The following is a 21,697-nucleotide window of genomic DNA, read 5'->3' on the forward strand; positions in this document are numbered from 1 at the left end:
GGGGCTGGTCGCCGGCATGGTCGTTTGGCGACTACCGAGTGGCCAGCGGCGGCAGCTTGGCCAGCTTCAACGCCACCAGCAGCGCCACCACCAGCAGGGCGCTGATAAACAGGCCGATGCCGTTCCACCCGGCCATGTGCCAGAACACCCCGCCCGCCGTCCCGGCGATGCTCGAACCGGCGTAATAGCTGAACAGGTACAGCGATGAGGCCTGGCCTTTGGCCTTGAGGGCGCGCCGGCCGATCCAGCTGCTGGCGACCGAGTGGGCGCCGAAGAAGCCGAACGTGAAGATCAGCATGCCGATGATCACCACCGGCAACGGGCTGAGCATGGTCAGGGCGAGGCCGGCGAGCATCAGCGAGATGGTGGCCCAGAGCATTTTGCGCCGCCCCAGGCGGTCGGCCAGGGCGCCGATTTTCGCCGAGCTGTAGATCCCCGACAGGTACACCACCGACAGCAGGCCGACGAAGGCCTGATCCATGTGATACGGCGCGGCCAGCAGGCGATAGCCGATGTAGTTGAACAGCGTGACGAACGCGCCCATCAGCACGAAGGCTTCGAGGAACAGCAGCGGCAGGCCGGCGTCGCGAAAGTGCATGACGAAGCCGTCCAGCAGGCTGCGCGGGTGCAGCGAGCGGGCGCGGAAGTTGCGCGATTCGGGGAGGATTCTCCAGAACACCGCCGCCGCGATCAGCGCCAGGCCACCGATCACCAGCATCGCCGTGTGCCAGCTGACGAAGTCGATCAGCACCCCGGTGATCAGGCGTCCGCTCATGCCGCCAATGGCGTTGCCACCGATGTACAGGCCCATGGCCAGGCCGATGTGCTGCGGATGGATCTCTTCGCTCAGGTAAGTCATCGCCACCGCCGCCAGGCCGCTCAGGGACAGCCCTACCAGCGCGCGCATCAGCAGCACCCCGTGCCAGCTCGGCATCAGGGCGCTGGCGAGGGTGCACAGCGCGGCGGCGAACAGGGCGGCCACCATCACCGGCTTGCGGCCGATGCGGTCGGAAATCGGCCCGGTGACCAGCAGACCGATGGCCAGCAGGCCGGTGGCGACCGAGAGGATCAGGCTGCTTTGCGCGGCGTTGATGGAAAATTCCCGGGACAGCAGCGGCATCATCGGTTGCACGCAGTAGAGCAGGGCAAAGGTAGCAAAACCGCCGCTGAACAGCGCCAGCACCGTGCGCATGAACATCGGCGTGCCTTTTTCGATGTAGACCTCGTTCAGTTGCGCGACCACCCCATCGAGGGCGGTGGGAGGGAGTTCGTGGGCGAGTGGAGCGACAGCGGTTTTCACGGGGGACCTCGGGGGGAGCGCGGCCGGTCAGGCAATGGAAAAAAGCATATAGCTGGCTAATGTTTCTTTCCAATATATTGTTCGACCTGATTGATATGTTTTACGACCTAATGAGGCGATCATGGAATTGCGTCACCTGCGTTACTTCATCGCGGTGGCCGAAGAGCTGCATTTCGGCCGCGCCGCCCAGGTCCTGGGCATCTCCCAGCCGCCCTTGAGCCAGCAGATCCAGGTGCTGGAGCAGGAGGTCGGCGCGCGTTTGTTCGAGCGTACCAATCGTCGGGTCGAGCTCAGCGAGGCCGGCAGGCTGTTCCTCGATGAGGCACGACAGGTGCTGGCCCAGGTCGACAAGGCCGCGGATGTGGCCCGCCGGGCGCAGTTGGGTGAGCTGGGCGAACTGAAGATCGGTTTCACCTCGTCGGCGCCCTTCAACTCGAGCATCCCCCAGGCGATCTTCGCCTTTCGCCAGCGTTTTCCCGACGTGCACCTGAAGCTGCGCGAGATGAGCAGCACCCAGGTGGCCGAGGCGCTGCTGGACGAGTCGATCCAGGTCGGGATCATGCGGCCGTTGCCGCTGCCGGATTCCCTGAGCGTGGTGGAGTTGCTGCGCGAACCGCTGGTGGCGGTGCTGGGCTCCAAGCACCCGCTGGTGGCCGGCAGCGAAGCCGGCCTGGCGCTGTCGGCCCTGGCCCAGGAGCCTTTCGTGTTCTTCCCGCGCAGCTACGGTAGCGGCCTGTATGCGCAGTTGCTGACCCTGGCCCGGGATGTCGGCTTCACCCCGCATTTTGCCCAGGAAGCGGGCGAGGCCATGACCATCATCGGCCTGGTGGCGGCGGGGCTGGGTGTCTCGGTGTTGCCGGCGTCCTACCAGCGCATGCGCATCGACGGCGTGGTCTATCGACCGCTGCTCGACCCCGAGGCGGTCTCGGCGGTGTGGCTGGCGCAGCGTACCGACCAGCGTTCGCCAATGGCCAAGGCCTTTGTCGAACTGCTGACCCGCAAGGCCGAGTTGTAAGTGAAAGGGCGCCGAAAGGCGCCCTTTGTCGTTTCCGGGGGATGGAAACTGTGGATCAGGTCATGCCGATTTCATCGACAGGCGCCTTACTCCACCTTCGCCAGATCGCCGCGCAGCGCGACGCCTGCCATCAGGGCGCCCGCGTGGCATTCGTAGGTTTTCGCGTCCTTGCGCTCGTTGCTCTTGTAGAAGCTGGCGATGTCGGTCACGGCATTGGCGCCGACTTTCTTGGCTGCCTGGTGCAGGGTGATCAGCGCCGATTGCAGGACCCATTCGCAGGCCACTTCGTCGCTCTTGTTGAAGGCGTTGGTCTTCTTGTTGGTGACCGCGCCGGCGCTGACCACCGTGACCTTGCCGGCTGGCTTGTTGCCGGCCAGGTAGAACTTCACGCTGCCGTCGATCTTGCCGGTGCTGATGGCTTCGGCGACGACCTTGTCGAACGGCAGGTACAGCGCGGTATCACGGGCCTGGCTGACGCCGGGCAGGGTGCAGAGCAGCAGGGTGGCGGCAGCGGCCAGGGTCTTCAGTTGCATGGTGGTCTCCTTGACGTAGAAAAGGGGGCGGCTGGCGCTCAATTAGGCGCGGCAATCGCCTGGGCCGAGCTGGACAGCTGTTGCGCGGTCCGCTCGTTCTGGTTGTCCTTCAGCTCGCGCAGGATGCCCTTGTCCAGCAGGCGCACCCAGCGGATGTAGTTCTTGTGGATCTTGCCGTCCGCGTAGTTCATGCCACGGCTGTCGCGGTAGAGGATCTTGTAGTGGGTCGGTGTGTACTGGATGTCGATTTCCACGTGGTACTGCTCGCGCACGGTGATCTCGGCCTGGATCAGCTCCGGGCTGATGCGCTGCACGGTCCACTTGCGGGCGACCAGGTTTTTCAGGATCGCCTGTTTCATTTCCTCGTGGTCGGCCTTGAGGGTGGGGGGCAGGACCCGGTCCGGGGTGTACATGCGCTTGCTGGTGCACGAGACACAGGTCAACAGGGCCAGCACGATCAGGCATGCGCGAAGCAGGGAAGACATTCCATTTTCTCCGGGGAGTAACGTCATTGAGGCCAGCGGCGGAAAATCAGCGAAGTGTTGACGCCGCCAAAGGCAAAGTTGTTGTTCATCACGTATTCGCAGCTCATCTGCCGGAATTCGCCGCGCAGGTAATCCAGCTCGCCGCAACGCGGGTCCACCGTGTCGAGGTTGAGGGTGTGCACGTAGAGGTCGCGGTTGAGCATCTCGATGCTGAACCAGGACTCCAGCGCGCCACAGGCTCCCAGGGTGTGGCCGAGGAAACTCTTCTGCGAACTGATGGGCATCCGGCTGCCGAACAGGCTGCTGGTGGCCAGTGTTTCGGCAATGTCGCCCTGTTCTGTAGCGGTGCCGTGGCCGTTGACGTAACCGATGGCCGAAGGCTCGAGGCTGGCGTCTTCCAGGGCCAGCTCCATGGCCCGGCGCATGGTGGCCTGCTCCGGACGGGTGGTGTGCTGGCCGTCGGCGTTGCTGCCGAAGCCGACGATCTCGGCATGGATATGCGCGCCACGGGCCAGGGCGTGCTCCAGCTCTTCGAGCACCAGCATGCCGCCGCCCTCGCCGATCACCAGGCCGTCGCGGTCGCTGTCGTAGGGCCGCGGGCTGGTGTGCGGGGCATCGTTTTTCAAGCTAGTGGCGTAGAGCGCGTCGAACACCATGGCTTCGGTCGGGCACAGCTCTTCGGCGCCGCCGGCGAGCATCAGCGGCAGGCGGCCGAACTTGATCGCCTCATAGGCGTAGCCGATGCCCTGGCTGCCGCTGGTGCAGGCGCTGGACGTCGGGATCAGCCGGCCGGTGAGGCCGAAGAAGATGCTGATATTGGCCGCGGTGGTGTGCGGCATCATGCGCACGTAGGAGTTGGCGTTGAGGCCTTCGGCCACCGAGTTCAGCAACATGTTGCCGAACGCCTTGATCTCGTCGGTGCTGCCGGTGGACGAGCCACAGGCCACGCCCATGCGCCCATCCTTGATCGACTCGTCGCCCAGCAGGCCGGCATCGGCCAGGGCTTGCTCGGCGGCCCCCACCGCGAGCCGCGACACCCGGCCCATGCTGCGCAGCTGCTTGCGGGTCCAGTGCGCCGGTACCTTGAAGTCGTCCACGGGGCCGGCCAGGCGGGTATTGAGCTCGCTGAAGCGATCCCATTCGTCCATCCGGCGAATGCCGCTGCGGTTGGCGCTGAAGTTGGCGACGATGGTGTCCCAGTCGCTGCCCAGCGAAGTGATGCCGGCCATGCCGGTGACGACCACACGTTTCATCAGACCAGGCCTCCGTTGACCGCCAGCACCTGGCGGGTGATGTAGGCGGCCTCGGCGGACATCAGGAAGTTCACCGCGCCGGCGACTTCCTCCGGGGTGCCCATGCGCTGGGCCGGGATCATCTTCAGCAGCTCGTCCACCGGCACGTTCTCGTCGAGCATGGCGGTGTCGATCAAGCCTGGCGCCACGCAGTTGACGGTGATCTTGCGTTTGCCCAGCTCGATGGCCAGGGCCTTGGCCGCGCCGATCAGGCCGGCCTTGGAAGCGCTGTAGTTGACCTGACCACGGTTGCCGACCTGCCCGGACACCGAGGCGATGCAGACGATGCGCCCGGCCGCGCGGCGCCGGATCATCGGCATGATCAGCGGGTGCAGCACGTTATAGAAGCCGTCGAGGTTGGTACGCAGCACGGTGTCCCAGTCGTCTTCGCTCAGGGCCGGGAATGCGCCGTCGCGGGTCAGGCCGGCATTGAGCACCACGCCGTAGTAGGCGCCATGGGCTTCCACGTCGGCTTCGAGAGCGGCCTTGCAGCTGGCGCGGTCGGTCACATCGAATTGCAGGATGCGCGCCTGGCGCCCCAGGGCCTCGACTTCGGCCTGCACGGCCTCGGCTTCGCCGCGGCCACTGCGGCAATGCAGGATCAGGTCATAGCCGGCCTGGGCCAGGCGCAGGGCGATGGCACGGCCGATACCACGGCTGGAGCCGGTGACCAATATGGATTCAGTCATGGCTGGACTCCTGTTGATAAAGCGGGTGATTCGTTCAGGTAGCTGTCCGCCTGTGGCGGACAGAACACGTTGAGGCGGGCGACGGCCTGAATGCCGGGGGCACTCAGGTGGCATTCGAATACGCCCATGCCGTTGTCGTCTTGCAGGGAGCGCAAGGCGTGAATCTGCAGTTCGCTGCCTGCGGGGAAGTGTTCCACATTGCATTCGAACTTGCGCGTGCCGAGCAGGAACCCCAGCTCGACGGCCTGGCCTTTCTGGCGCGCATGGCAACCGGCATAGGCGGCGACGCTCTGGGCCATCAGCTCGATGCCGACCCAGGCCGGCAGGCTGCCGTCGGCACGGTTGAACAGGCCATCGGGCTTGACGGTGAGGCGGGTACGGATCTGCTCTTCATCGAACCCCAGGACCTGATCGATCAGGATCATGTCGCCCGCGTGGGGCAGCAGTTCGGCGAGCGGCCAGTCAATCATGGGGCGTCTCCGATAATCAGGCTGACGTTGTTGCCGCCGAAGGCAAAGGAGTTGCTCATCAGGCAGCGCGGAGCGTTCTGCTCCAGACGTGTGGTGGCGGTGACCCAATGCAGCGGCGGCAGTTGCGGGTCGGCCTGGGCGTCCCAGACATGGGGCGGCAGGGCGTGCGCGCTGTTCGCGGTGGACAGGCTCAGCCAGCAGAACGCCGCTTCCAGGGCCCCGGCGGCGCCCAGGGTATGGCCGCTCATGGGTTTGGTCGACGAGCAAGGCACGCCGGCCGGGAACAACTGGTCGACCGCCAGGCTTTCCATGGCGTCGTTGTGCTGGGTGGCCGTGCCATGCAGGTTCAGGTAGCCGATCTGTGCGGCGTGCAGGCCGGCGTTGTGCAAGGCCTTCTGCATGGCTTGCAGGGCGCCGCGGCCACTGGGTTCGGGGGCGGAAATATGGTGCGCGTCGGAGCTGGCGCCGCCGCCGAGCAAGGCGATCGGTTGCGCGCCGAGGGTTTCCTTGCTCATCAGGAACAGCACGGCGGCTTCGCCGATATTGATGCCGTCGCGGTTGACCGAGAACGGATTGCAGCGCTGCGCGGACACCGCTTCCAGGGCCGAGAAACCGTTGAGGGTCAGCTTGCACAGGCTGTCGACGCCGCCGCACAGCACCGCGTCGCACAGGCCCAGGTCGAGCAGGCGGCGGGCGCTCATCAGGGCGCGGGCGCTGGAAGTGCAGGCAGTGGAAATCACATAGGCCGGGCCACTGAGGTCGAGCCAGTCGGCGAGAAAATTCGCCGGCGCGCCGAGTTCCTGCTGCCGGTAGTCGTAATCGGCCGGGAAATGCCGGTCGCGCAGGTAATGGGCGATGCCGCGGCTGGCTTCGTCGATGCCCGAGGTGCTGGTGCCGAGGACGATGCCGATGCGGCTGTGGCCGTAGCGGGCGATGGCCCGGTCGATGTCGCCACGGATCTGCAGGGCGGCCTCCAGCAGCAGCTGGTTGTTGCGGCTGCCCTGTTGCCTCAGCGGCGGCGGCATGCTCGCCAGCGGCCCCTGGACGGCGGCCACGGGCACGCTGCGCTCCGGCACCCAGCCGGCTGCGGCGCGCATGCCGGAGCAGTCGCCGGCAAACAGGCTGCGGGCCACTTGCTGCTTGTCGCGCCCAAGGGCACAGATCACCCCGAGGGCATTCAGGTAGGCCGTCATGAGGCGTTCTCGGCGGTCAGCGGGCTGATGTGGTAGTGCAAGCCACGAGGCAACTCCAGACGGAAGTCCAGAGCCTGGCGATAGCGGACCTGCCAGTGCGGGGCGAGGTCACGCTGCGCGCCGTGCTGCCGGGCGGCTGGATAATTATCTCGCAGTTCGCCCGCGGGCGTCAGGGCGAACAGCAATGCGGCGAACAGTTCGCGGGCCTCCGGGTTCGGCGGCAACAGGCCGTCGGCCTGCCAGCGACCGTCGATCAGTTGCTGGCGCGCCAGGGGAATGCCCAGCGGGTCGATCAGCGACCAACGGATGCCCGGCCCTTCGGCCTGGATCACCAGCAGCCAGTCCTGGCGCTGCCCGGCCTGTTGCCGCTCGACGTGCAATTGCAGCGGCAGGGCCAGGCTCGGGGTTTTCTCGGGCAGCGGCGGCTGGCTGGCGCAGGCGCTCAGCAACAGCAGGCAGCCGACGAGCAGGGCACGGATCATCCAGCGGCACCTTCGTGCAGGGGTTTGCGGGCAACCACATTGACCAGGGTTTCTTCCCGTTGGCCAAAGGGTTTCGGGCGGCGCAGGCCGAAGCGTTCGAGCAGCCCGAAATCCTTGGCACGGCTCCACCACAGATAGGGATAAGACACATTGCGCGGAGTGAATGCAAAACCCTGTCGACGGATCATTTCCAGGTACTGCGCGGCGCTTTTCTGCACGTGCATCGGGTGGCGGAACAGCCAGCGGATCACCCAGGTGTCGATATAGGCCTCGGTGGATTCGGCGAACAGCAGGTAACCGCCCGGCTTGAGCACGCGGTAGAACTCGGCCAGGGCTTTTTCCTGTTCCACCAGGTGGTGAAAGGTCTGGTGGCAGAACAGCAGGTCGACGCTGGCATCGGCCACGTCCAGGGTCGCGCAGTCGCTGCCGATCAGCTCGACCTGCAAGCCCTGGCGCGCCGCTTCTTCACTGCTGAGCCTGAGGCTGTGCGGGTCGGCGTCCAGGCCGATCAGGCGCCGCGGGGCGAACACCTGGCGCAGGTACTGGAACGACTTGCCCTGGCCGCAGCCGGCATCCAGCAGCACCGGGTTGCTCGGCGGCTCGTTGTCGAACAGGCGGCGCAGGTCGTTGATCGCCACCCGCAGCACATGGTGCTGCCAGGTATGGCTGCGCAGGAACCAGAAGCCGAAGCGGGTTTCCTCGACGTAGCTGGCGCTCAGGTACTGCGGCTGGGCGTCGTTCATGGAGCCTCCATGGCGCAGATTTCCGAGAGCATGCGCAGCCGGCGCTTGGGTTCGCTGACGAACGGGTTGCGTTCGTCCCAGGCATACCCGGCGAGGATCGAACTGATCATCCGGCGAATTTCCGGCGAGCTGCCCGGGTGGTAGATCACGTCCTGGAAGGTGCCGGCGTACCAGCCTTCGACGTAGCAGCGGAAGGTGTCGACGCCGCGCTTGAGGGGGATGGCGAATTCGCTTTCCCAATCCACGCTTTCGCCCTGCAACTGCCGATGCAGCACGGCGGCGGCCATGCTCGCCGAACGCATGGCGATGGTCACGCCGGAGGAGAACACCGGGTCGAGGAATTCCGCGGCGTTGCCCAGCAGCGCGAAGCCCGGGCCGTGCAGGGTCTTGACGTTGGCCGAGTAGCCGCCGATGGCCCGCGCCGGGGTGTCCCAGACGGCGTTGTGCAGGACCTTGGCCAGGCTCGGGGTTTCCTCGATGAAACCGCGCAGGCACTGGTCCAGGTCGTCGCCACGGCCGTCGAAATGCTCCTTGGCCGCCACCACGCCGACCGAGCAGCGGCCGTTGCTGAACGGGATGGTCCAGAACCACACGTCGCGTTTGCTGGGGTGAGTGGTGATGAGGATCTTTTCCCGCTCAAAGGCCGGGCTGTCGATACGGTCTTCAATGTGGGTGAACACCGCCTGGCGGACCGGGAAGTTCGAGGGCGCCTCCAGGTCCAGCAGGCGTGGCAGCACGCGGCCGTAGCCGCTGGCGTCGAGGACGAAGTCCGCTTCCACGCGGTACTCGCTGCCGTCTTCGCGCAGCACCTGCAGCTGCGGCCTGGCCAGGTTGAAGTCGGCGCTGACGATGGCCTCGCCATAACGCACTTCAACGCCTTGCAGGGCGGCCTGATCGGCCAGCAGCTTGTCGAAGTCGGCGCGTTGCACCTGAAAGGTGGTGGGCTTGCCTTCGCTGAAGGTGTCGCCGAAGTCGAAGGCGCTGTAGCGCTCGCCCCAGGCGAACGCGGCGCCGTTCTTCAGTTGGAAGCCCGCAGCCTTGACCGCCTCGAGCATGCCGGCCTCTTCGACGAAATCCAGGCAGTGGGACAGCAGGCTTTCACCGATCGAAAACCGTGGGAAATGCTGGCGCTCGACGATCAGCACGTCGTGGCCTTTGCCCTTGAGCAGCGCGGCGGCAATGGCGCCCGATGGGCCAGCGCCGATCACCACAATCTGGCGGCGTTCCATTTCAACTGTTGGCACTGGGGCTCCTTGCCGGTTCGGCGATGTTCGGGTTCAAAGGGACCAAAGGTGTTCGGTGCAGCCCGGCCAGGGCCGGCATCAGGGTGGCGATCAGGCCCATGAGCATCAGCGCGAAGTACAGCGCCGGGCTGATCAGCTGTTGTTGCAGCAGCAGGTTGAGAAAGACGATCTCGCTCAGCCCGCGAATGTTCAGCAGCAGGCTTTCCCGCCAGCGGCTGGCGCCCTTGAAGGAGGCGCCGGCCCAGCCCAGGCCGAGCCAGTTGCCGAGCAGCTTGCTGGCAATCGGCAACAGCAGCAAGGCCCCCAGCTGCACCCAGCCGAGGCTGTCCATGGCGCTGTGCACGTTGATCTGCACGATGCCGAACGTAAGGATCAGCGGGATGGCGATAAAAGTCTGCAAACGGCTCATCCAGGCTGCCTTTAACGGCAGCACCAGCGGCACCTTGAGGGCGGCCATGCACAGCAGGTAGCCGATGCCGAAAATCAGCGCGTTGAGCTTGTAGTGCTCGGCCACCACCAGCAGGCCGAAGAAACCCAGGCTGTGCAGCAGCGGCTGGCGCAGGCCGAGGCCGCGCAGGAGCAGCGGCAGGCAGGCTGCGGCCAGTGGTAGCAGCAGGCTGCTCAGGTGCAGGCTGCCCTGGGCGACGCCGAACAGGGTCCAGCAACTGAGGTCGATGAGGATCGCGGTCTGTACCAGGCGCCGCGTGGCCAGCGGCGGGTAGTCGATGTGCCGCAGGTACAGGTACAGCACCGGAATCGCGGTAATGGCGAACAGCAGGCCAACCGCCAGGGAGCTCAGCCAGGGTTGCGCCGGCAACAGCCAGACCGCCGTGGCCAGGCCGCAGGCGAAGGGGATGGCGAAACTCGGCAGGGCGATCTTCAGGCTCTGGCGGTCCAGGCGCAGGTCGATCACGTCGCTGAGGATATGCCCCAGCAGCAGGGCGAAACTCAAGCCGTACAGGTTCTTCAGCCAGGTCGGCGAGACCAGTTGGGCGCCACTTAGCTGCCAGTGCGGTTCGATCCAGAACAGCATCAGCAGCGGCAGGCCGAAGGTCGCCAGCAGCAACTGGCTGACGATCGGGATCAGGCCAAAACGGCTGCCGATACGGGTGGCGAGCGCAAACAGCAGCAGCGCCATGAGCCAGAACAGGGCGGTCATCACAGGACGGGCTCCGTAACGGGCTGGCGATGGCGCTGGCGACCGGCCCAGGGCGCCAGGATAAAACTGAAGGCCAGGCCCAGGCTCACCGACAGGCCGAAGTTGCTGACCGCCGGGGTGCTGGAAATCGCCAGCAGGCCGAACGACAGCCAGGTGGTCAGCGCTGCAAGTAAGGTGCCGAGCAGGCTCACGGCGGCCCCGCCGACCTGTTCACGCATGAGGATGGCGTAGTCGACGCTGATGGCGGTCACCAGCAACAGGCCGAACAGGCTGAACAGGGTCAGCGGTTGCCCCAGCCAACCCAGGCTGGCGAGGCTGCACAGGGCTGCCAGTAGCGGCAGGGCGACGAGGCGCAGGGCGCCACCGAGGCCGAACGGCAGGATCAGCAGCACAACGATCAGCACGCAGGAAGCGAGCTTGAGCTCGGCGGCGCTGACCTGGGTGGCGGCGAACACTTGGTTCAGGTCGCCCAGGCGGTCCACCAGTTGCACCCCCGGCAGATCCTGCGCCTGTATCCGCAGCAACTGTGGGTTGTTCAGTCCCTGCAGGCTGACCATCGCCGCCACGCCGTTATCGGTGGGGCCCAGCCACAGGGTGCGGTAAGGCTCGGCCAGCGGGCCTTGCAGGGCCGCGTCGATGTCTTCGCTGGGCAGCGCGCGCAATTGCGCGAGTTCCGCGTTCAGGGCCGCCACCGGTACCCCGAGATCCAGCAGCGGCTGCCAGTGCCGCGGCAGCTCGTCCAGGGCCTGGCGCAGGCGCTGTTGCTCGCTGGGCAGGCTCACCAGCTGGTTGAGCGATAGATAGCCCTGGAGTTTCTCCAGGTTGACCAGTTGCTCCAGGCGCTCGCTCAGGGCGCCGAGGCGTTCGAGCAGCTGTGGCTGATCGGCGCCGCGCACCAGGAAGAACTGGCTGGTGGGCTGGTAGCCGGTGATCCGCGCGATGGCCTGGGCTTCGTTGAGCAGTTGTGGCGGCGCGCCGATCCACTGGCGGATATCGTTTTTGCTCTCCAGCTGCCACAGGCCGCCGGCGCAGAAGGCGATCACCAGCGCCAGCAGCCAGGGGCTGGACACGCGCTTGAGCAATTGCGTGCGCAGGTTCAGCAGCCATTCGGCTACCCGCAGCGGCCATTGCGCCGGTTGCAGCTCGACGCCGCGCAGCAGCGCCGGCAACAGGCACACCGCGCTCAGGTAAGCACCCAGCAGCCCGGCGGCGGAGAACACGGCGATCTGGGTCAGGGCCGGGAACGGCGTCCAGGCCAATGCCAGGTAGCCGATGCAACTGGTGGCCAGGCTCAGGGTCAGCCCCGGCAGGGTCAGGCGCAGCGCCGGCCAGCTGTGCCAGGGGCGCAGGCTCCAGCTCTTGGACAGGTAGTGCAGTGGGTAGTCGACGGCGACGCCGATCAGGCTCGAACCCAGCACCAGGGTCATCACGTGCATATGGCCGAAGAGGGCGACGCAGGCCACCGCGCCGAACAGCATGCCCACCAGCACCGGCACGAACGCCAGCAACACCCGCCAGCGCCGGAAGGCCAGCAACAGCAGCAGGAGGATGCCGACGGTAGCGCCGCCGCCGACCCAGGTGATCTCGCGGGAGGCCTGTTGCTGGCCGTTGGCGGCGTAGAGCAGGCCGCTGGCGGCCAGCAACTGGACGTCGGCCTGGGCGGCCTGTTCGCGGCTGTGCTGGAGCAGGGCCGCCACTTGCAGCGGCAGTTGCATGTCGAAGGCGTTGCCGGTGGTGCGCGCCCGCAGCAGCACCCAGCTCTTACCGTCGGCATCGGCGACCAGGGTGCCGCTGCCGATGTCCAGTTGCACCGCGCCACGTTGCGGCTGGCTGTTCTGGATGCGTCCGGTCAGGCCCAGCCAGTCGTCCTGGCTCGGAACCAGGCTGAAACTGCTGAAGGGGTCGAACAGCGCCTGGACGCGCTGCTGGATAAAGGCGTCGGGGTGCTCGATCAACTGCTGGCGGTCGGCGGCGCCAAGCATTGCCAGGCGCCCTTGCAGCAATTGCGTGCGCAGCGCCGGCAGGTCGGCCTGCAGGTTCCACTGGACCTTCTCGAACAGCCCGCTGGCCTGCCATTGCTCACCCAGGCGCTGGGCCATGGCGATGGCCTGCTGGCGCTCGGCGTGGCCCACCAGCACCAGCATTTCGCGGTTCAGCGGCTCCTGCATGCGCTGCTCGGCCTTGAGCTCCAGGGCATCGGGGTCGGTGCCCGGCACCAGCTCCATGAGGTTGGCCGACAGCGGCGCGCCATGACGCCATTGCCAGCCGGCCAGGGCCAGCACGGCCACCAGCAGGAGCAGGAACAGGCGCGGCCACCAGCGTTCACTCGGCAAAGTCATGTTGCTCCGCGTCGCTCAAGGGCTGGTTGCTGATGCTGTCGTGCATCTTCAGCACAGTGCTGTCGCCCTGGGTTTCCAGCAGCTCGATGCGCTGCACCAGTTCGCCACCGTCGATGTTGATCTGGTTGAACACCTGCTTGAGCAGCAGCGAACGTGGGGTCAGGGTCAGTTTCCAGGCCTTGGCGTCGCCGGCCAGGGCCAGCTCGAAGTCCCGTTGCAGGCCGCTGCTGTCGCCTTGCAGCACGGCGAGGAACAGGCGGTTCTGTTCGGCCCCGGCGCTCTTGTTCGGCAACATTTGCCAGCCGCTGCCCTCCCGGCGGGCGATGCCTTGGCCGGTGATGCGGTAGTCCTGTTGCAGCGGTGTTTTCAGCAGCCACAGCAGGCCATGGTTCTTCGCCAGGATGAAGCTGCCCTTGCTGGTCAGCGGCTGGGGCAGGGCGCGCAGGTGTTTCTCCTGGACGAAGCTGCCGTGGATCACCTCGGGCTTGGCCAGCTGGTCGCTGAGCTGTTGCAGATCGAAAGCATTGGCCAACGAGCTGAAGCCGAGCGCCAACAACAAACCCAACAGCCTGTAGCCGCTGCCGCCTGGCTGCGATCGATTGTGCAGCGGGCGTGGCGTTTCGGTACTCAGGGTGTGCGGGTGCTGCGCACCCGATCGCAGGCTGCGCCAGCGGCTACAAAGGGTTCTCATGGCAGCATCCTTTCCACGGCATCGGTGAACACCTTGGGCGAAGCCAGTTGCATCTCGCGGCTGGCGATCTCCACCGCCACCTGCACCGAACTGGCGCGGGTCAGGCGTTCGCCGGTTTCCAGGTCGCTGATCAGGTAGTTGATCTTCAGGCGGTTTTCCCATTCCACCAGGCTGGCGCGGACCTTGAGCTTCTGGCCGAACACCGCGCCGCGCACATAACGCAGCTGCAGGTCGATCACCGGCCAGGCATAGCCGGAATCGCGCATCTGCTGGTAGTTGTGGCCGAGCTTGTCGAGCAGGGCGCAGCGCGCCACTTCCAGGTACTTCACGTAATGCCCGTGCCAGACCACATGCATGGTGTCGACGTCGAAAAACGGCACCTGGATCTCGGTGTCCGCGTGCAGCACGCCCCGACTACGCATGCAGCCTCCAGTGTTGCTCGGCAATGCGTTGCAGGCACAGGCGCAGTTCGCCTTCCAGGGCGCGGTCCTCGATCACCGGCGGGAAGTCCTTGGCCAGCTCTTGGTGCATGGCCGCCAGGGCCGGCGGCAACGGCCGCGCATCCTCGGCCCGGCCACGCAGCCAGACGCCCTGGTTGGCGGCCAGCAGAGTCGCGGCGGCGACCTGTTCGGTCAGCTCCAGCACACGGATCGCATCGCGGGCGGCGATGGTGCCCATGCTCACCTTGTCCTGGTTGTGGCATTCGGTGGAGCGCGAGAACACGCTGGCCGGCATGGTGTTTTTCAGCGCTTCGGCGGTCCAGGCGCTGGTGCCGATCTGCACCGCCTTGAAGCCGTGGTTGATCATGGCGCGGTCCGCCGGGGCGCCGGACAGGTTGCTCGGCAGGCCGTGGTTGTAGCGCTCGTCCACCAGCAGCGCGAGCTGGCGATCCAGCAGGTCGGCGACGTTGGCCACCAGGTTCTTCAGGCTGTCCATGGCGAAGGCGATATGCCCGCCGTAGAAGTGCCCGCCGTGCAGCACGCGTTCGGCCTCGGCGTCGATGATCGGGTTGTCGTTGGCGCTGTTCAGCTCGGTCTCGATGAAGCCACGCAGCCAGCCCAGGCTGTCGGCCAGCACGCCCAGCACATGGGGCGCGCAACGCAGCGAGTAGCGGTCCTGCAGGCGGTGCAGCGGCGCGGTCGGCGCGTCGATGGCCAGGTCCTGGCGCAGCCAGGCGGCGACTTGCATCTGCCCCGGGTGCGGCTTGGCGGCGAACAGGCGCTCGTCGAAATGCTCCGGGTTGCCCTGCAAGGCGACCACGTTCAGTGCGGTGATGCGCGTGGCCAGTTGCAGCAGGTAGTCGGCGCGGGCGAAGGCCAGGCAGGCCAGGCCGGTCATCACCGCGGTGCCGTTCATCAATGCCAGGGCTTCTTTCGGCCGCAGCACCAGCGGCTCCCAGCCCAGCTCGCGGTGTACCTCGGCCGAGGTCCGGCGCTCGCCGCAGAACATCACCTCACGCTCGCCGGACAGGGTCGCGGCTACGTAGGACAACGGCGTCAGGTCGCCGCTGGCGCCCACCGAACCCTCTTCGGGGATCAGCGGCAGGATGTCGTGTTCGAGGAACGCCTGCAGGCGCTCCAGCAGTTCCACGCGCACCCCGGACACGCCATGGCACAGCGACTGCAAGCGCGCCGCCAGTACCGCGCGGGTGGCTTGCGCGTCCAGCAGCTTGCCCAGGCCACAGCCGTGGAAGGTGTACAGATGACGGGGCAGCGCCTCGACGTGCTGCAGCGGCACCGCGACCACGCAGGAGTCGCCGTAGCCGGTGGTCACGCCGTAGATCACGCCTTCCTTGTCCAGCAGCGAATCGAGGAATTGCGCGCCCTTGGCGATGCGCTGGCGGAATGCGCTGTCGCCTTGCAGTCGGGTCGGCGCCTGACGGTTGGCCAGGGCCAGCACGTCTTCGATGCGCAAAGGGAGTTCGCCGAAGGTTACCGGCTCAAGCGGATGCGTCGTCATCGGTCTTCCAGAAAGGGTAAAAGTTGAACCATTGTTGGGGCGCTTCGAGGCAGTACTGGCCCAGGCGCTCGGCGTAGCGGGCAGTCCACTGGGCGATGACCTGTTCGCGGTCGCTGCGCTTCCACGCCACGGCCTCGGTGAAGGGTTCGAGGAACACTCGATAGCGGCCATTGTTTTTCAGGCACAGCAGCAGGTTGACCGGGCATTTCAGCAGGCCCGCCAGCAGCCACGGCCCTTGTGGGAAAGGGGCCGGATGGCCGAGGAAATCCACCCGCACGTTGCGCCCGCCATGCAGCGGTACACGGTCGCCGGCAATCGCCAGCCATTCGCCGCGATCCAGGCGCTGGCTCAGTTGCAGCATGACCGCCGGATCCAGCTCGCTGACCTGGATCAGCCGCAGGTTGGTGGCTCCGGCCTCGCCCAGCAGGCGATTGAAACGCTCGGCGTGCTTGGTGTGCACCAGCACGTTCATGGTGACCTTTTCGCCCAGCTCGGCCAGGGCGCGGCAGACTTCGAGGTTGCCCAGGTGCGCGCCCACCAGCATCTGTCCGCGGGTGCCGCGCAACTGGTCGCGCAGCCGGGCCGGGTCGACGATCTCGATCTGTTCCAGGCGCAGCTTGCCGTTCCACACGTCGAGCTTGTCCAGCAGGGAGTCGGCGAATGCCATGAACTGGCCGAACACCCGCCAGTGGCTGGGACGCAGTTCGGCCTTGCCGCTCCAGTCGGCCAGGCGCTGCTGGTACAACCAGGCGCTGCGGCGGGCACCGCGGCCGAACAGGAAGAAATAGAACACGATGATGTACAGCACCGGGCTCAACACCCGGCGGCCGAGCACGCGCACGCCGAAGGCGGTGAGCTTCATCAGCCAGAAGCTGCCGCGCTCTTTGTGCTCGGCCCAATGTTGCTTGTCCTGCTTGTCGTGTAGCGCCGTCATGCTTGCCACCGTCGCCAGAGAATCAGCGGCGCGCGCAGCAACATGCCGAAGAACAGCCGGGCGTGCATGCTGGAAATCAGCAGGTTGTCGTGGAACAGGCGAAAGTGCGAAAGGCCATCCGCCGGGTAACGGACCTGGGTCGGCAACCAGCGCATCGGCTGGTTGCGCCAGGCCAGGCGCACCAGGATATCGGTGTCGAAATCCATGCGCTGGCCGATCTTCACCGAGTCGATCAGCGCCAGGATGGGCGGCAGGGGGTAGACCCGGAAGCCGCACATGGAGTCGGGGATCTGCAACGACAGGGTATTGATCCAGACCCAGACGTGGGTCAGGTAGCGCGCGTAAAAACGGCCCTTGGGTACGCTGGCGTCGTACTGTGGATAACCGCAGACCAGCGCTTCGGGGTGGGTGCGGGAGGTGGCGATAAAGTTATCCACATCGCGCAGGTCGTGCTGGCCGTCGGCGTCCACTTGCAGGGCGTGGCTGAAACCCAGGCGCGAGGCTTCGCGCAGCCCGGCCATGACCGCGCCGCCCTTGCCCTGGTTGACCGCAAGCTTGACCAGGAATACCTGTTCGCGCTCGGCCAGTTGCTCCAGCACGGCGGCGCAGGCCGGGCTGCTGGCGTCGTCCACCAGCACACAGGGCAGGCCGCTGGCGAGCAGGGCCTCGACCACCGCCGGCACGGCGGCTTCATGGTTGTAGACCGGGATGACGGCGCAAGGGTTATGCATGGGAGTTGCCTCCCGGGCGTCCGCTGCGCGGCCGATCGCAGCCTTCGGCAGCGGCTACAAAAAGCCGCTGGGGGCTGCGCTCGCCTGGCGCCCATAACTTATCCACAGGCGTTCTCCAGCAGGATGCGGCCGCTGGAGCAGGCGGCGGTGTCATTGCGATAAGCGAAGTAGAGTTTGCCGCGCTCATGATCGAAGCGCAGGTGCAATTGCACCTGGTCGCCGGGGCGCACCAGTTGCTGGAACTTCAGCACTTCCATGCCGGCAAAGCGCCCCGGCAGATCGAGCAACTGCTGGCCCAGCGCCAATGCCCAGTCCACCTGGACCACGCCCGGCAGCACCGGGGTCTGGGGGAAGTGGCCACTGAAGTAGGCCAGGTCCGGTGGGATCGCCAGTTGCAGGCTCCATTCGCCGTCGGCCTCGAGCTGTTCCAGCACTTCCGGCGCCCGTGGGCGCGGGGCCAGCAGCAGGGCTTCGATGTCGGCCTGGGGCAGCTTGCCCTGGCTGTTCAGGGGCAACTGGCGCAGCAGGCGCCAGCGGCGCGGCAGCGCCAGGGCCTCGCAATGCTGGCTCAGGTGCTGGCGCAGCGCTTGGGTGAGGGCCCTGCGACCCTGATTGCGCAAGGCGTGCAGGCCTTGTTCGCTGAGGACCAGCAGCGCGCCGAGGGAAGCGCGGTTTTCCCGGACCACCCCAAGGCGCGCTTCGGCGACCCAGGCATGCTCGGCCAGGGCCTGTTCCAGCATCGGCAGGGAAATGCGTTTTTCTTCCAGCTTGACGATCCGGTCCAGACGCCCGAGCAGCTCGAAACGCCCATCGGCGGCGATGCGCGCGGCATCGGCGGTGTGTTCGACATGCCCGGTCGGCAGGTAGGGCGAGGCGATCAGCAGGGCGCCGTCGCTGTCCTGGCTCAGCTCGACCCCGGCGAAGGCTTGCCACAGGCTGTCGCCCTGGCGCCAGGCGATGCCGCCGGTTTCCGAGCTACCGAGGATTTCCGTTGGCCATTGTCCAAGACGCTGGTGCAGGCCTTGCGCGGCGTCGGCAGGCAGCGCGCCGCCAGAGGAAAACACCCGGCGTACCGGGCTCAGGGCCGGCCAGTCGAGGTTGTCGCCCATGCGCTTGAGCAAGGCCGGGCTGGCGACCCAGGCAAAGGCCGGGTGTTCGCGGCTGGCGCGCTGCAGGTCTTCCGGGAACGGCAGTTGCCGACGGACGAAGGTGCGCCCGGCGCAGAGCGGCCAGAGCACACGGAACAGCAGGCCGTAGATATGTTGGGTGGCGACGCTGCCGATGATGCAGGCCTGGCCCAATCCCTCGCCCCACAGTTGCTCCAGGGCCTCGACTTCGTTGGCCAGCTGGCGCAGGGATTTGTCGATGCGCTTGGGTTCGCCGCTGGAGCCGGAGGTGCACAGGCTCAGGCGGCAGCCGTCGAGATCGAGTTCGGCGGCGGGCAATGGCGGCGAGTCGAAGTCGGCCAAGTGGGCATCGCCCGGCTGGTCGGTCAGCCACAGATCGACCTGGGTCGACCAGCGTTGCCGGGTCTGCGGTTGCAGGTCGGCGGGCAGCAGTACGCTGACCCCGGCGCGCCAGGCACCGAGCAGGGCGATGGCCAGTTCGGCGGCATCTTCCAGGTGCAGGGCCAGGCGCTGTACGCCCCTGGCCTGCAAGCCCGCGGCCAGGCTCAGGGCCTGGTGCCGCAGGTGGCTGTGATCGAGTGCCGGCTCGAGCGTGACGGCCCGTTCCGGCAACGACTTGAGCAGCAACTGCTCAAGTTTTATCCAATTCATGCGCGGCCTCGTACGCGTTGTCGTAACAGCCATTCAATGGCAAACAGCAAACCCATCAACCCGTAGGAGATCAGGCCGTTGTACAACGTCCACCAGCTCAGCGGCGCCCATAGGGTCAGGGCCGCGGCGAGCAATCCGTTACAGAGGAAAAACACACTCCAGGCGACAGTCACCTGGCGGGTATAGCGAATCGCCTTTTCCGGCAGCGCAGGCTCGCTGAGGCGAGCCAGGCGTTCAGCCACCGGCGGGCCGTATTTCAGGCTCAGGCCGAACAGCGTGAGCATGAAGCCGCTGATCAGCACCGGGTACCAGCGCAGCAACAACGGGTTATCGAACAGCGCCAGCAGCAGGCAGAAAACCAGGGCGGCGCCCGCCATCCACAGGCTGCCGGGACGCCGTTCGCCGGTCAGAGCCCGGGCCAACCACAGGCCGCCGAGCAACAGGCCGAACTGCCAGGGAGCGAAATGCTCCATGCCGAAATACACCGCAAAGGGATACAACAGGCCCGCCAGCAGCAGGCCAAGGCCGATCAGCCGGCTCATGCGGCCGGCTGGACCAGACGGTATACCGCCTCGACCACGTCATTGACGGTACGCACCGACTTGAATTCCTCGGCGGCGATTTTCTTGCCGGTCTTGCGCTTGATGTGATCGATCAGGTCGACGGCGTCGATGCTGTCGATTTCCAGGTCCTGATACAGATTGGATTCCAGGCTTACGCGTTCCGGTTCCAGTTCGAAGAGTTCCACCAGGGCATCACGCAGGGTGTTGAAGATGTCGTCACGAGTTTGCATGGTCCGGTCTCAAGCTGCCTGTTTTGCAGTGACGAACGCCGCAAGGCTCGCCACGTTGGTGAAGTGATTGCGGGTGTCCTTGGCGTCGGCGTCGATCTTGATGCCGTAGCGTTTCTGGATCGCCAGGCCCAGCTCCAGGGCGTCGACCGAGTCCAGGCCCAGGCCTTCACCGAAGAGCGTCTGCTCGTTGCCGATGTCTTGCACGCTGATGTCTTCGAGGCCCAGGGCATCGATGATCAGCATTTTAATTTCCTGGTGCAGATCGCTCATCTTCGGCGAGCTCCTTAATGAAGTAGTGATGCAAATAATCGTTGAGCTTGCGCGAGGCCTGCGGCGCGGGGCCTTGGGCGGCAAAGGCATACGGGTCTATATCGGCTCCGACGCGAAAACTGAAGTGCACGCGGCGCATCGGGATGCGATACCAGGGTTCGGCCTTGGTCAGGGTGGTCGGGCTGACCTTGATCACCACCGGGGTGATGATTCTCGCACCCCGCAAGGCGATTGCCGCGCCCCCCCGATGAAAGGCCGGCGCCTGGCCCGGCTGGGTTCGGGTGCCCTCGGGGAAGATCACCAGGGTCTGGCCGTTGCGCAGGGCTTCGCCGGCGGCGTCGAGCATGTCCATGCTGCCGTCGTTGCTGATGTATTCGGCTTCGCGTATCGGGCCGCGAGTGAACGGGTTCTGCCACAGGCTCTGCTTGACCACGCAGTTGGCGTTGCGCACCAGGCCGATGAGAAAGACCACGTCGATCAGCGATGGGTGGTTGGCAATGATCATTTGTCCGGGGCGGCCGAGCTTTTGTGCGCCTTCGACTTCATAGGTCAGCACGCCGCTGCGGGCCATGAAACGGATGAACAGCCAGAACAGCCGGCCGATGGTGCGACGCGCGCGCTGGCGATGCGCTTCGGCGTCGCCGGGCAGGCAGGCGAGCAGCGGGAAAATCACCAGGCGCAGGCACAGGCCGCCCAGGCCGAACAAGGCGAAGCTTGCCGCGGTGGCGACCAGGCGCCAGTAGTAGGCGTCGCGGGGCTTTGTATTTACAGGTTGCGTTGCCAGTTCCATACACGGTTCTTCCAGGCATGTTGGCAAAAGGTTTGCTCGCCGAGCAGGGTACGCAAGAGATTCAGGGCATGGGGCCACTCGGCGCGCGGCGCTCCCTCGGTGGCGGTGCCGAGCGTCAGTTGCCACTGCTGGCCGGAGGTCAGCAACAGACCGACCGCATAGGGGAAGGGCACGTCGTCGATCCAGGTGGCATAGGCGGCGGGCGGCTGCTCTTCGGTGACCACCAGCAGCACCGCCGGGGCGCCTTCCTCAAGCAGCGCCGCGGCCTCTAGCATGCCGTGTTCGAGGCCGTCGCCGGCAGCGGCGAGGGCGGTCATTTCGCTGGTTTCGCCACGCATGATCGACCACAGGCCGATCACCGCGTTGTGCACCGAGAGGCTGAACTGGGTCGGGGACAACGGCTGGTCGGCCGCCAGGTCGCTGAGGATGTCGAAGGTGCGCGGCGTTTCGCCATGCCGGGAAATAAAGACCAACGGTAGCTGTTCCAGGCCTTCGGCCAGCGGCCAGCCCACGCTGAAGGCCATGCGCGCCAGACGGCTGAGGCGCCGGCGCTGCATGGCCGGTAGAAACGACACGTCCGGGGCCGCATCACTGCTCTGGAGCACGACCGGTTGTCGGCTCCAGGCCTGCCAATCGTCCACGCTTTCGAGCCCAGGGGCCCACGCGCGCCATTGGGCGATGTTGAAGTTGATCACTTGAAAATTCATCCCGCCCCTGCGGGCTTACTTGACGTGGTCAGGCGTTTCGATCGCAGACTCACCTGCCACGGAGCTACAGCCGAGTGGCGCGCATTATCCCGGTGTGACT

24 protein-coding genes are annotated in these 21,697 nt (G+C 66.2%); 1 reads left to right on the forward strand and 23 read right to left on the reverse strand.

From position 1 onward, the window contains the following. Nucleotides 1-31: 31 nt before the first annotated feature. On the reverse strand, nucleotides 32-1,300 hold the full coding sequence (locus BMY68_RS26405) for an MFS transporter (RefSeq protein ID WP_085533532.1): 1,269 nt from the start codon (nucleotides 1,298-1,300) through the stop codon (nucleotides 32-34). A 121-nt stretch (nucleotides 1,301-1,421) separates the two neighbouring features. On the opposite strand from BMY68_RS26405, the gene BMY68_RS26410 reads away from it, so the two are divergent. Beyond that, a complete protein-coding gene (locus BMY68_RS26410) occupies nucleotides 1,422-2,315 on the forward strand; it encodes a LysR family transcriptional regulator (RefSeq protein ID WP_085533534.1) in 894 nt (297 codons plus the stop codon). Nucleotides 2,316-2,401: 86 nt separating this feature from the next. Here BMY68_RS26410 and BMY68_RS26415 read toward each other — a convergent pair whose 3' ends face one another. From BMY68_RS26415 to BMY68_RS26520, 22 genes are all read right to left on the reverse strand, one after another. After that, on the reverse strand, nucleotides 2,402-2,848 hold the full coding sequence (locus BMY68_RS26415) for a hypothetical protein (protein WP_007925830.1): 447 nt from the start codon (nucleotides 2,846-2,848) through the stop codon (nucleotides 2,402-2,404). A gap of 38 nt (nucleotides 2,849-2,886) precedes the next feature. Further along, nucleotides 2,887-3,333, reverse strand: a complete 447-nt coding sequence (locus BMY68_RS26420) for a hypothetical protein (protein WP_085533536.1) — start codon at nucleotides 3,331-3,333, stop codon at nucleotides 2,887-2,889. A gap of 23 nt (nucleotides 3,334-3,356) precedes the next feature. Continuing rightward, complete coding sequence (locus BMY68_RS26425) at nucleotides 3,357-4,586, reverse strand: beta-ketoacyl-ACP synthase (RefSeq protein WP_085533538.1); 1,230 nt, start codon at nucleotides 4,584-4,586, stop codon at nucleotides 3,357-3,359. After that, entirely contained in the window at nucleotides 4,586-5,314 is a 729-nt protein-coding gene (gene fabG, locus BMY68_RS26430; protein WP_007925825.1) for a 3-oxoacyl-ACP reductase FabG, read from the reverse strand. Before fabG ends, BMY68_RS26425 begins: the two co-directional genes overlap by 1 nt. Continuing rightward, nucleotides 5,311-5,784, reverse strand: a complete 474-nt coding sequence (locus BMY68_RS26435) for a hotdog family protein (protein ID WP_085533540.1) — start codon at nucleotides 5,782-5,784, stop codon at nucleotides 5,311-5,313. The genes fabG and BMY68_RS26435 overlap by 4 nt, the downstream gene beginning before the upstream one ends. Continuing rightward, complete coding sequence (locus tag BMY68_RS26440) at nucleotides 5,781-6,977, reverse strand: beta-ketoacyl-[acyl-carrier-protein] synthase family protein (protein ID WP_085533542.1); 1,197 nt, start codon at nucleotides 6,975-6,977, stop codon at nucleotides 5,781-5,783. The genes BMY68_RS26435 and BMY68_RS26440 overlap by 4 nt, the downstream gene beginning before the upstream one ends. Next, on the reverse strand, nucleotides 6,974-7,459 hold the full coding sequence (locus tag BMY68_RS26445; RefSeq protein ID WP_085533544.1) for a DUF3261 domain-containing protein: 486 nt from the start codon (nucleotides 7,457-7,459) through the stop codon (nucleotides 6,974-6,976). Before BMY68_RS26445 ends, BMY68_RS26440 begins: the two co-directional genes overlap by 4 nt. Then, nucleotides 7,456-8,202, reverse strand: coding sequence for a class I SAM-dependent methyltransferase (locus tag BMY68_RS26450; RefSeq protein WP_085533546.1), 747 nt, complete (start codon nucleotides 8,200-8,202; stop codon nucleotides 7,456-7,458). The genes BMY68_RS26445 and BMY68_RS26450 overlap by 4 nt, the downstream gene beginning before the upstream one ends. Next, a complete protein-coding gene (locus BMY68_RS26455; RefSeq protein WP_085533548.1) occupies nucleotides 8,199-9,446 on the reverse strand; it encodes an NAD(P)/FAD-dependent oxidoreductase in 1,248 nt (415 codons plus the stop codon). The genes BMY68_RS26450 and BMY68_RS26455 overlap by 4 nt, the downstream gene beginning before the upstream one ends. Next, entirely contained in the window at nucleotides 9,433-10,608 is a 1,176-nt protein-coding gene (locus BMY68_RS26460; protein ID WP_062823892.1) for a cation:proton antiporter, read from the reverse strand. Before BMY68_RS26460 ends, BMY68_RS26455 begins: the two co-directional genes overlap by 14 nt. Continuing rightward, nucleotides 10,605-12,944 carry an MMPL family transporter gene (locus BMY68_RS26465; RefSeq protein WP_085533550.1) on the reverse strand — a complete coding sequence of 780 codons (2,340 nt, stop codon included), beginning with the start codon at nucleotides 12,942-12,944 and terminating at the stop codon, nucleotides 10,605-10,607. Before BMY68_RS26465 ends, BMY68_RS26460 begins: the two co-directional genes overlap by 4 nt. Beyond that, nucleotides 12,928-13,635, reverse strand: a complete 708-nt coding sequence (locus BMY68_RS26470; RefSeq protein WP_239694136.1) for an outer membrane lipoprotein carrier protein LolA — start codon at nucleotides 13,633-13,635, stop codon at nucleotides 12,928-12,930. The genes BMY68_RS26465 and BMY68_RS26470 overlap by 17 nt, the downstream gene beginning before the upstream one ends. Then, a complete protein-coding gene (locus BMY68_RS26475) occupies nucleotides 13,632-14,057 on the reverse strand; it encodes an acyl-CoA thioesterase (protein WP_085533552.1) in 426 nt (141 codons plus the stop codon). The genes BMY68_RS26470 and BMY68_RS26475 overlap by 4 nt, the downstream gene beginning before the upstream one ends. Continuing rightward, nucleotides 14,050-15,594: an HAL/PAL/TAL family ammonia-lyase gene (locus BMY68_RS26480; RefSeq protein WP_085533554.1), complete on the reverse strand. Its 1,545-nt coding sequence runs from the start codon at nucleotides 15,592-15,594 to the stop codon at nucleotides 14,050-14,052. Before BMY68_RS26480 ends, BMY68_RS26475 begins: the two co-directional genes overlap by 8 nt. Further along, a complete protein-coding gene (locus BMY68_RS26485; RefSeq protein ID WP_085533556.1) occupies nucleotides 15,575-16,528 on the reverse strand; it encodes an LpxL/LpxP family acyltransferase in 954 nt (317 codons plus the stop codon). The genes BMY68_RS26480 and BMY68_RS26485 overlap by 20 nt, the downstream gene beginning before the upstream one ends. Then, nucleotides 16,525-17,259, reverse strand: coding sequence for a glycosyltransferase family 2 protein (locus BMY68_RS26490; protein WP_085533558.1), 735 nt, complete (start codon nucleotides 17,257-17,259; stop codon nucleotides 16,525-16,527). Before BMY68_RS26490 ends, BMY68_RS26485 begins: the two co-directional genes overlap by 4 nt. A 98-nt stretch (nucleotides 17,260-17,357) precedes the next feature. Beyond that, nucleotides 17,358-19,037: an acyl-CoA synthetase family protein gene (locus BMY68_RS26495; RefSeq protein WP_085533560.1), complete on the reverse strand. Its 1,680-nt coding sequence runs from the start codon at nucleotides 19,035-19,037 to the stop codon at nucleotides 17,358-17,360. Then, nucleotides 19,034-19,579 carry a COG4648 family protein gene (locus BMY68_RS26500; RefSeq protein WP_062823888.1) on the reverse strand — a complete coding sequence of 182 codons (546 nt, stop codon included), beginning with the start codon at nucleotides 19,577-19,579 and terminating at the stop codon, nucleotides 19,034-19,036. The genes BMY68_RS26495 and BMY68_RS26500 overlap by 4 nt, the downstream gene beginning before the upstream one ends. Next, nucleotides 19,576-19,830, reverse strand: a complete 255-nt coding sequence (locus tag BMY68_RS26505; RefSeq protein ID WP_007926835.1) for an acyl carrier protein — start codon at nucleotides 19,828-19,830, stop codon at nucleotides 19,576-19,578. Before BMY68_RS26505 ends, BMY68_RS26500 begins: the two co-directional genes overlap by 4 nt. A gap of 9 nt (nucleotides 19,831-19,839) precedes the next feature. Further along, the gene (locus tag BMY68_RS26510; protein WP_007926834.1) at nucleotides 19,840-20,100 is read right to left on the reverse strand and encodes a phosphopantetheine-binding protein; all 261 of its coding nucleotides are present in this window, start codon (nucleotides 20,098-20,100) and stop codon (nucleotides 19,840-19,842) included. Continuing rightward, nucleotides 20,075-20,890: a lysophospholipid acyltransferase family protein gene (locus tag BMY68_RS26515; RefSeq protein WP_009041848.1), complete on the reverse strand. Its 816-nt coding sequence runs from the start codon at nucleotides 20,888-20,890 to the stop codon at nucleotides 20,075-20,077. The genes BMY68_RS26510 and BMY68_RS26515 overlap by 26 nt, the downstream gene beginning before the upstream one ends. Continuing rightward, nucleotides 20,866-21,597 (reverse strand): beta-ketoacyl synthase chain length factor, encoded by a 732-nt coding sequence (locus BMY68_RS26520; protein WP_085533562.1) that lies wholly within the window; start codon nucleotides 21,595-21,597, stop codon nucleotides 20,866-20,868. The genes BMY68_RS26515 and BMY68_RS26520 overlap by 25 nt, the downstream gene beginning before the upstream one ends. Nucleotides 21,598-21,697 lie beyond the last annotated feature (100 nt).

The sequence above is a fragment of the Pseudomonas sp. NFACC41-3 genome (assembly GCF_900109505.1).
In the GTDB taxonomy this organism is placed as follows: domain Bacteria; phylum Pseudomonadota; class Gammaproteobacteria; order Pseudomonadales; family Pseudomonadaceae; genus Aquipseudomonas; species Aquipseudomonas chlororaphis.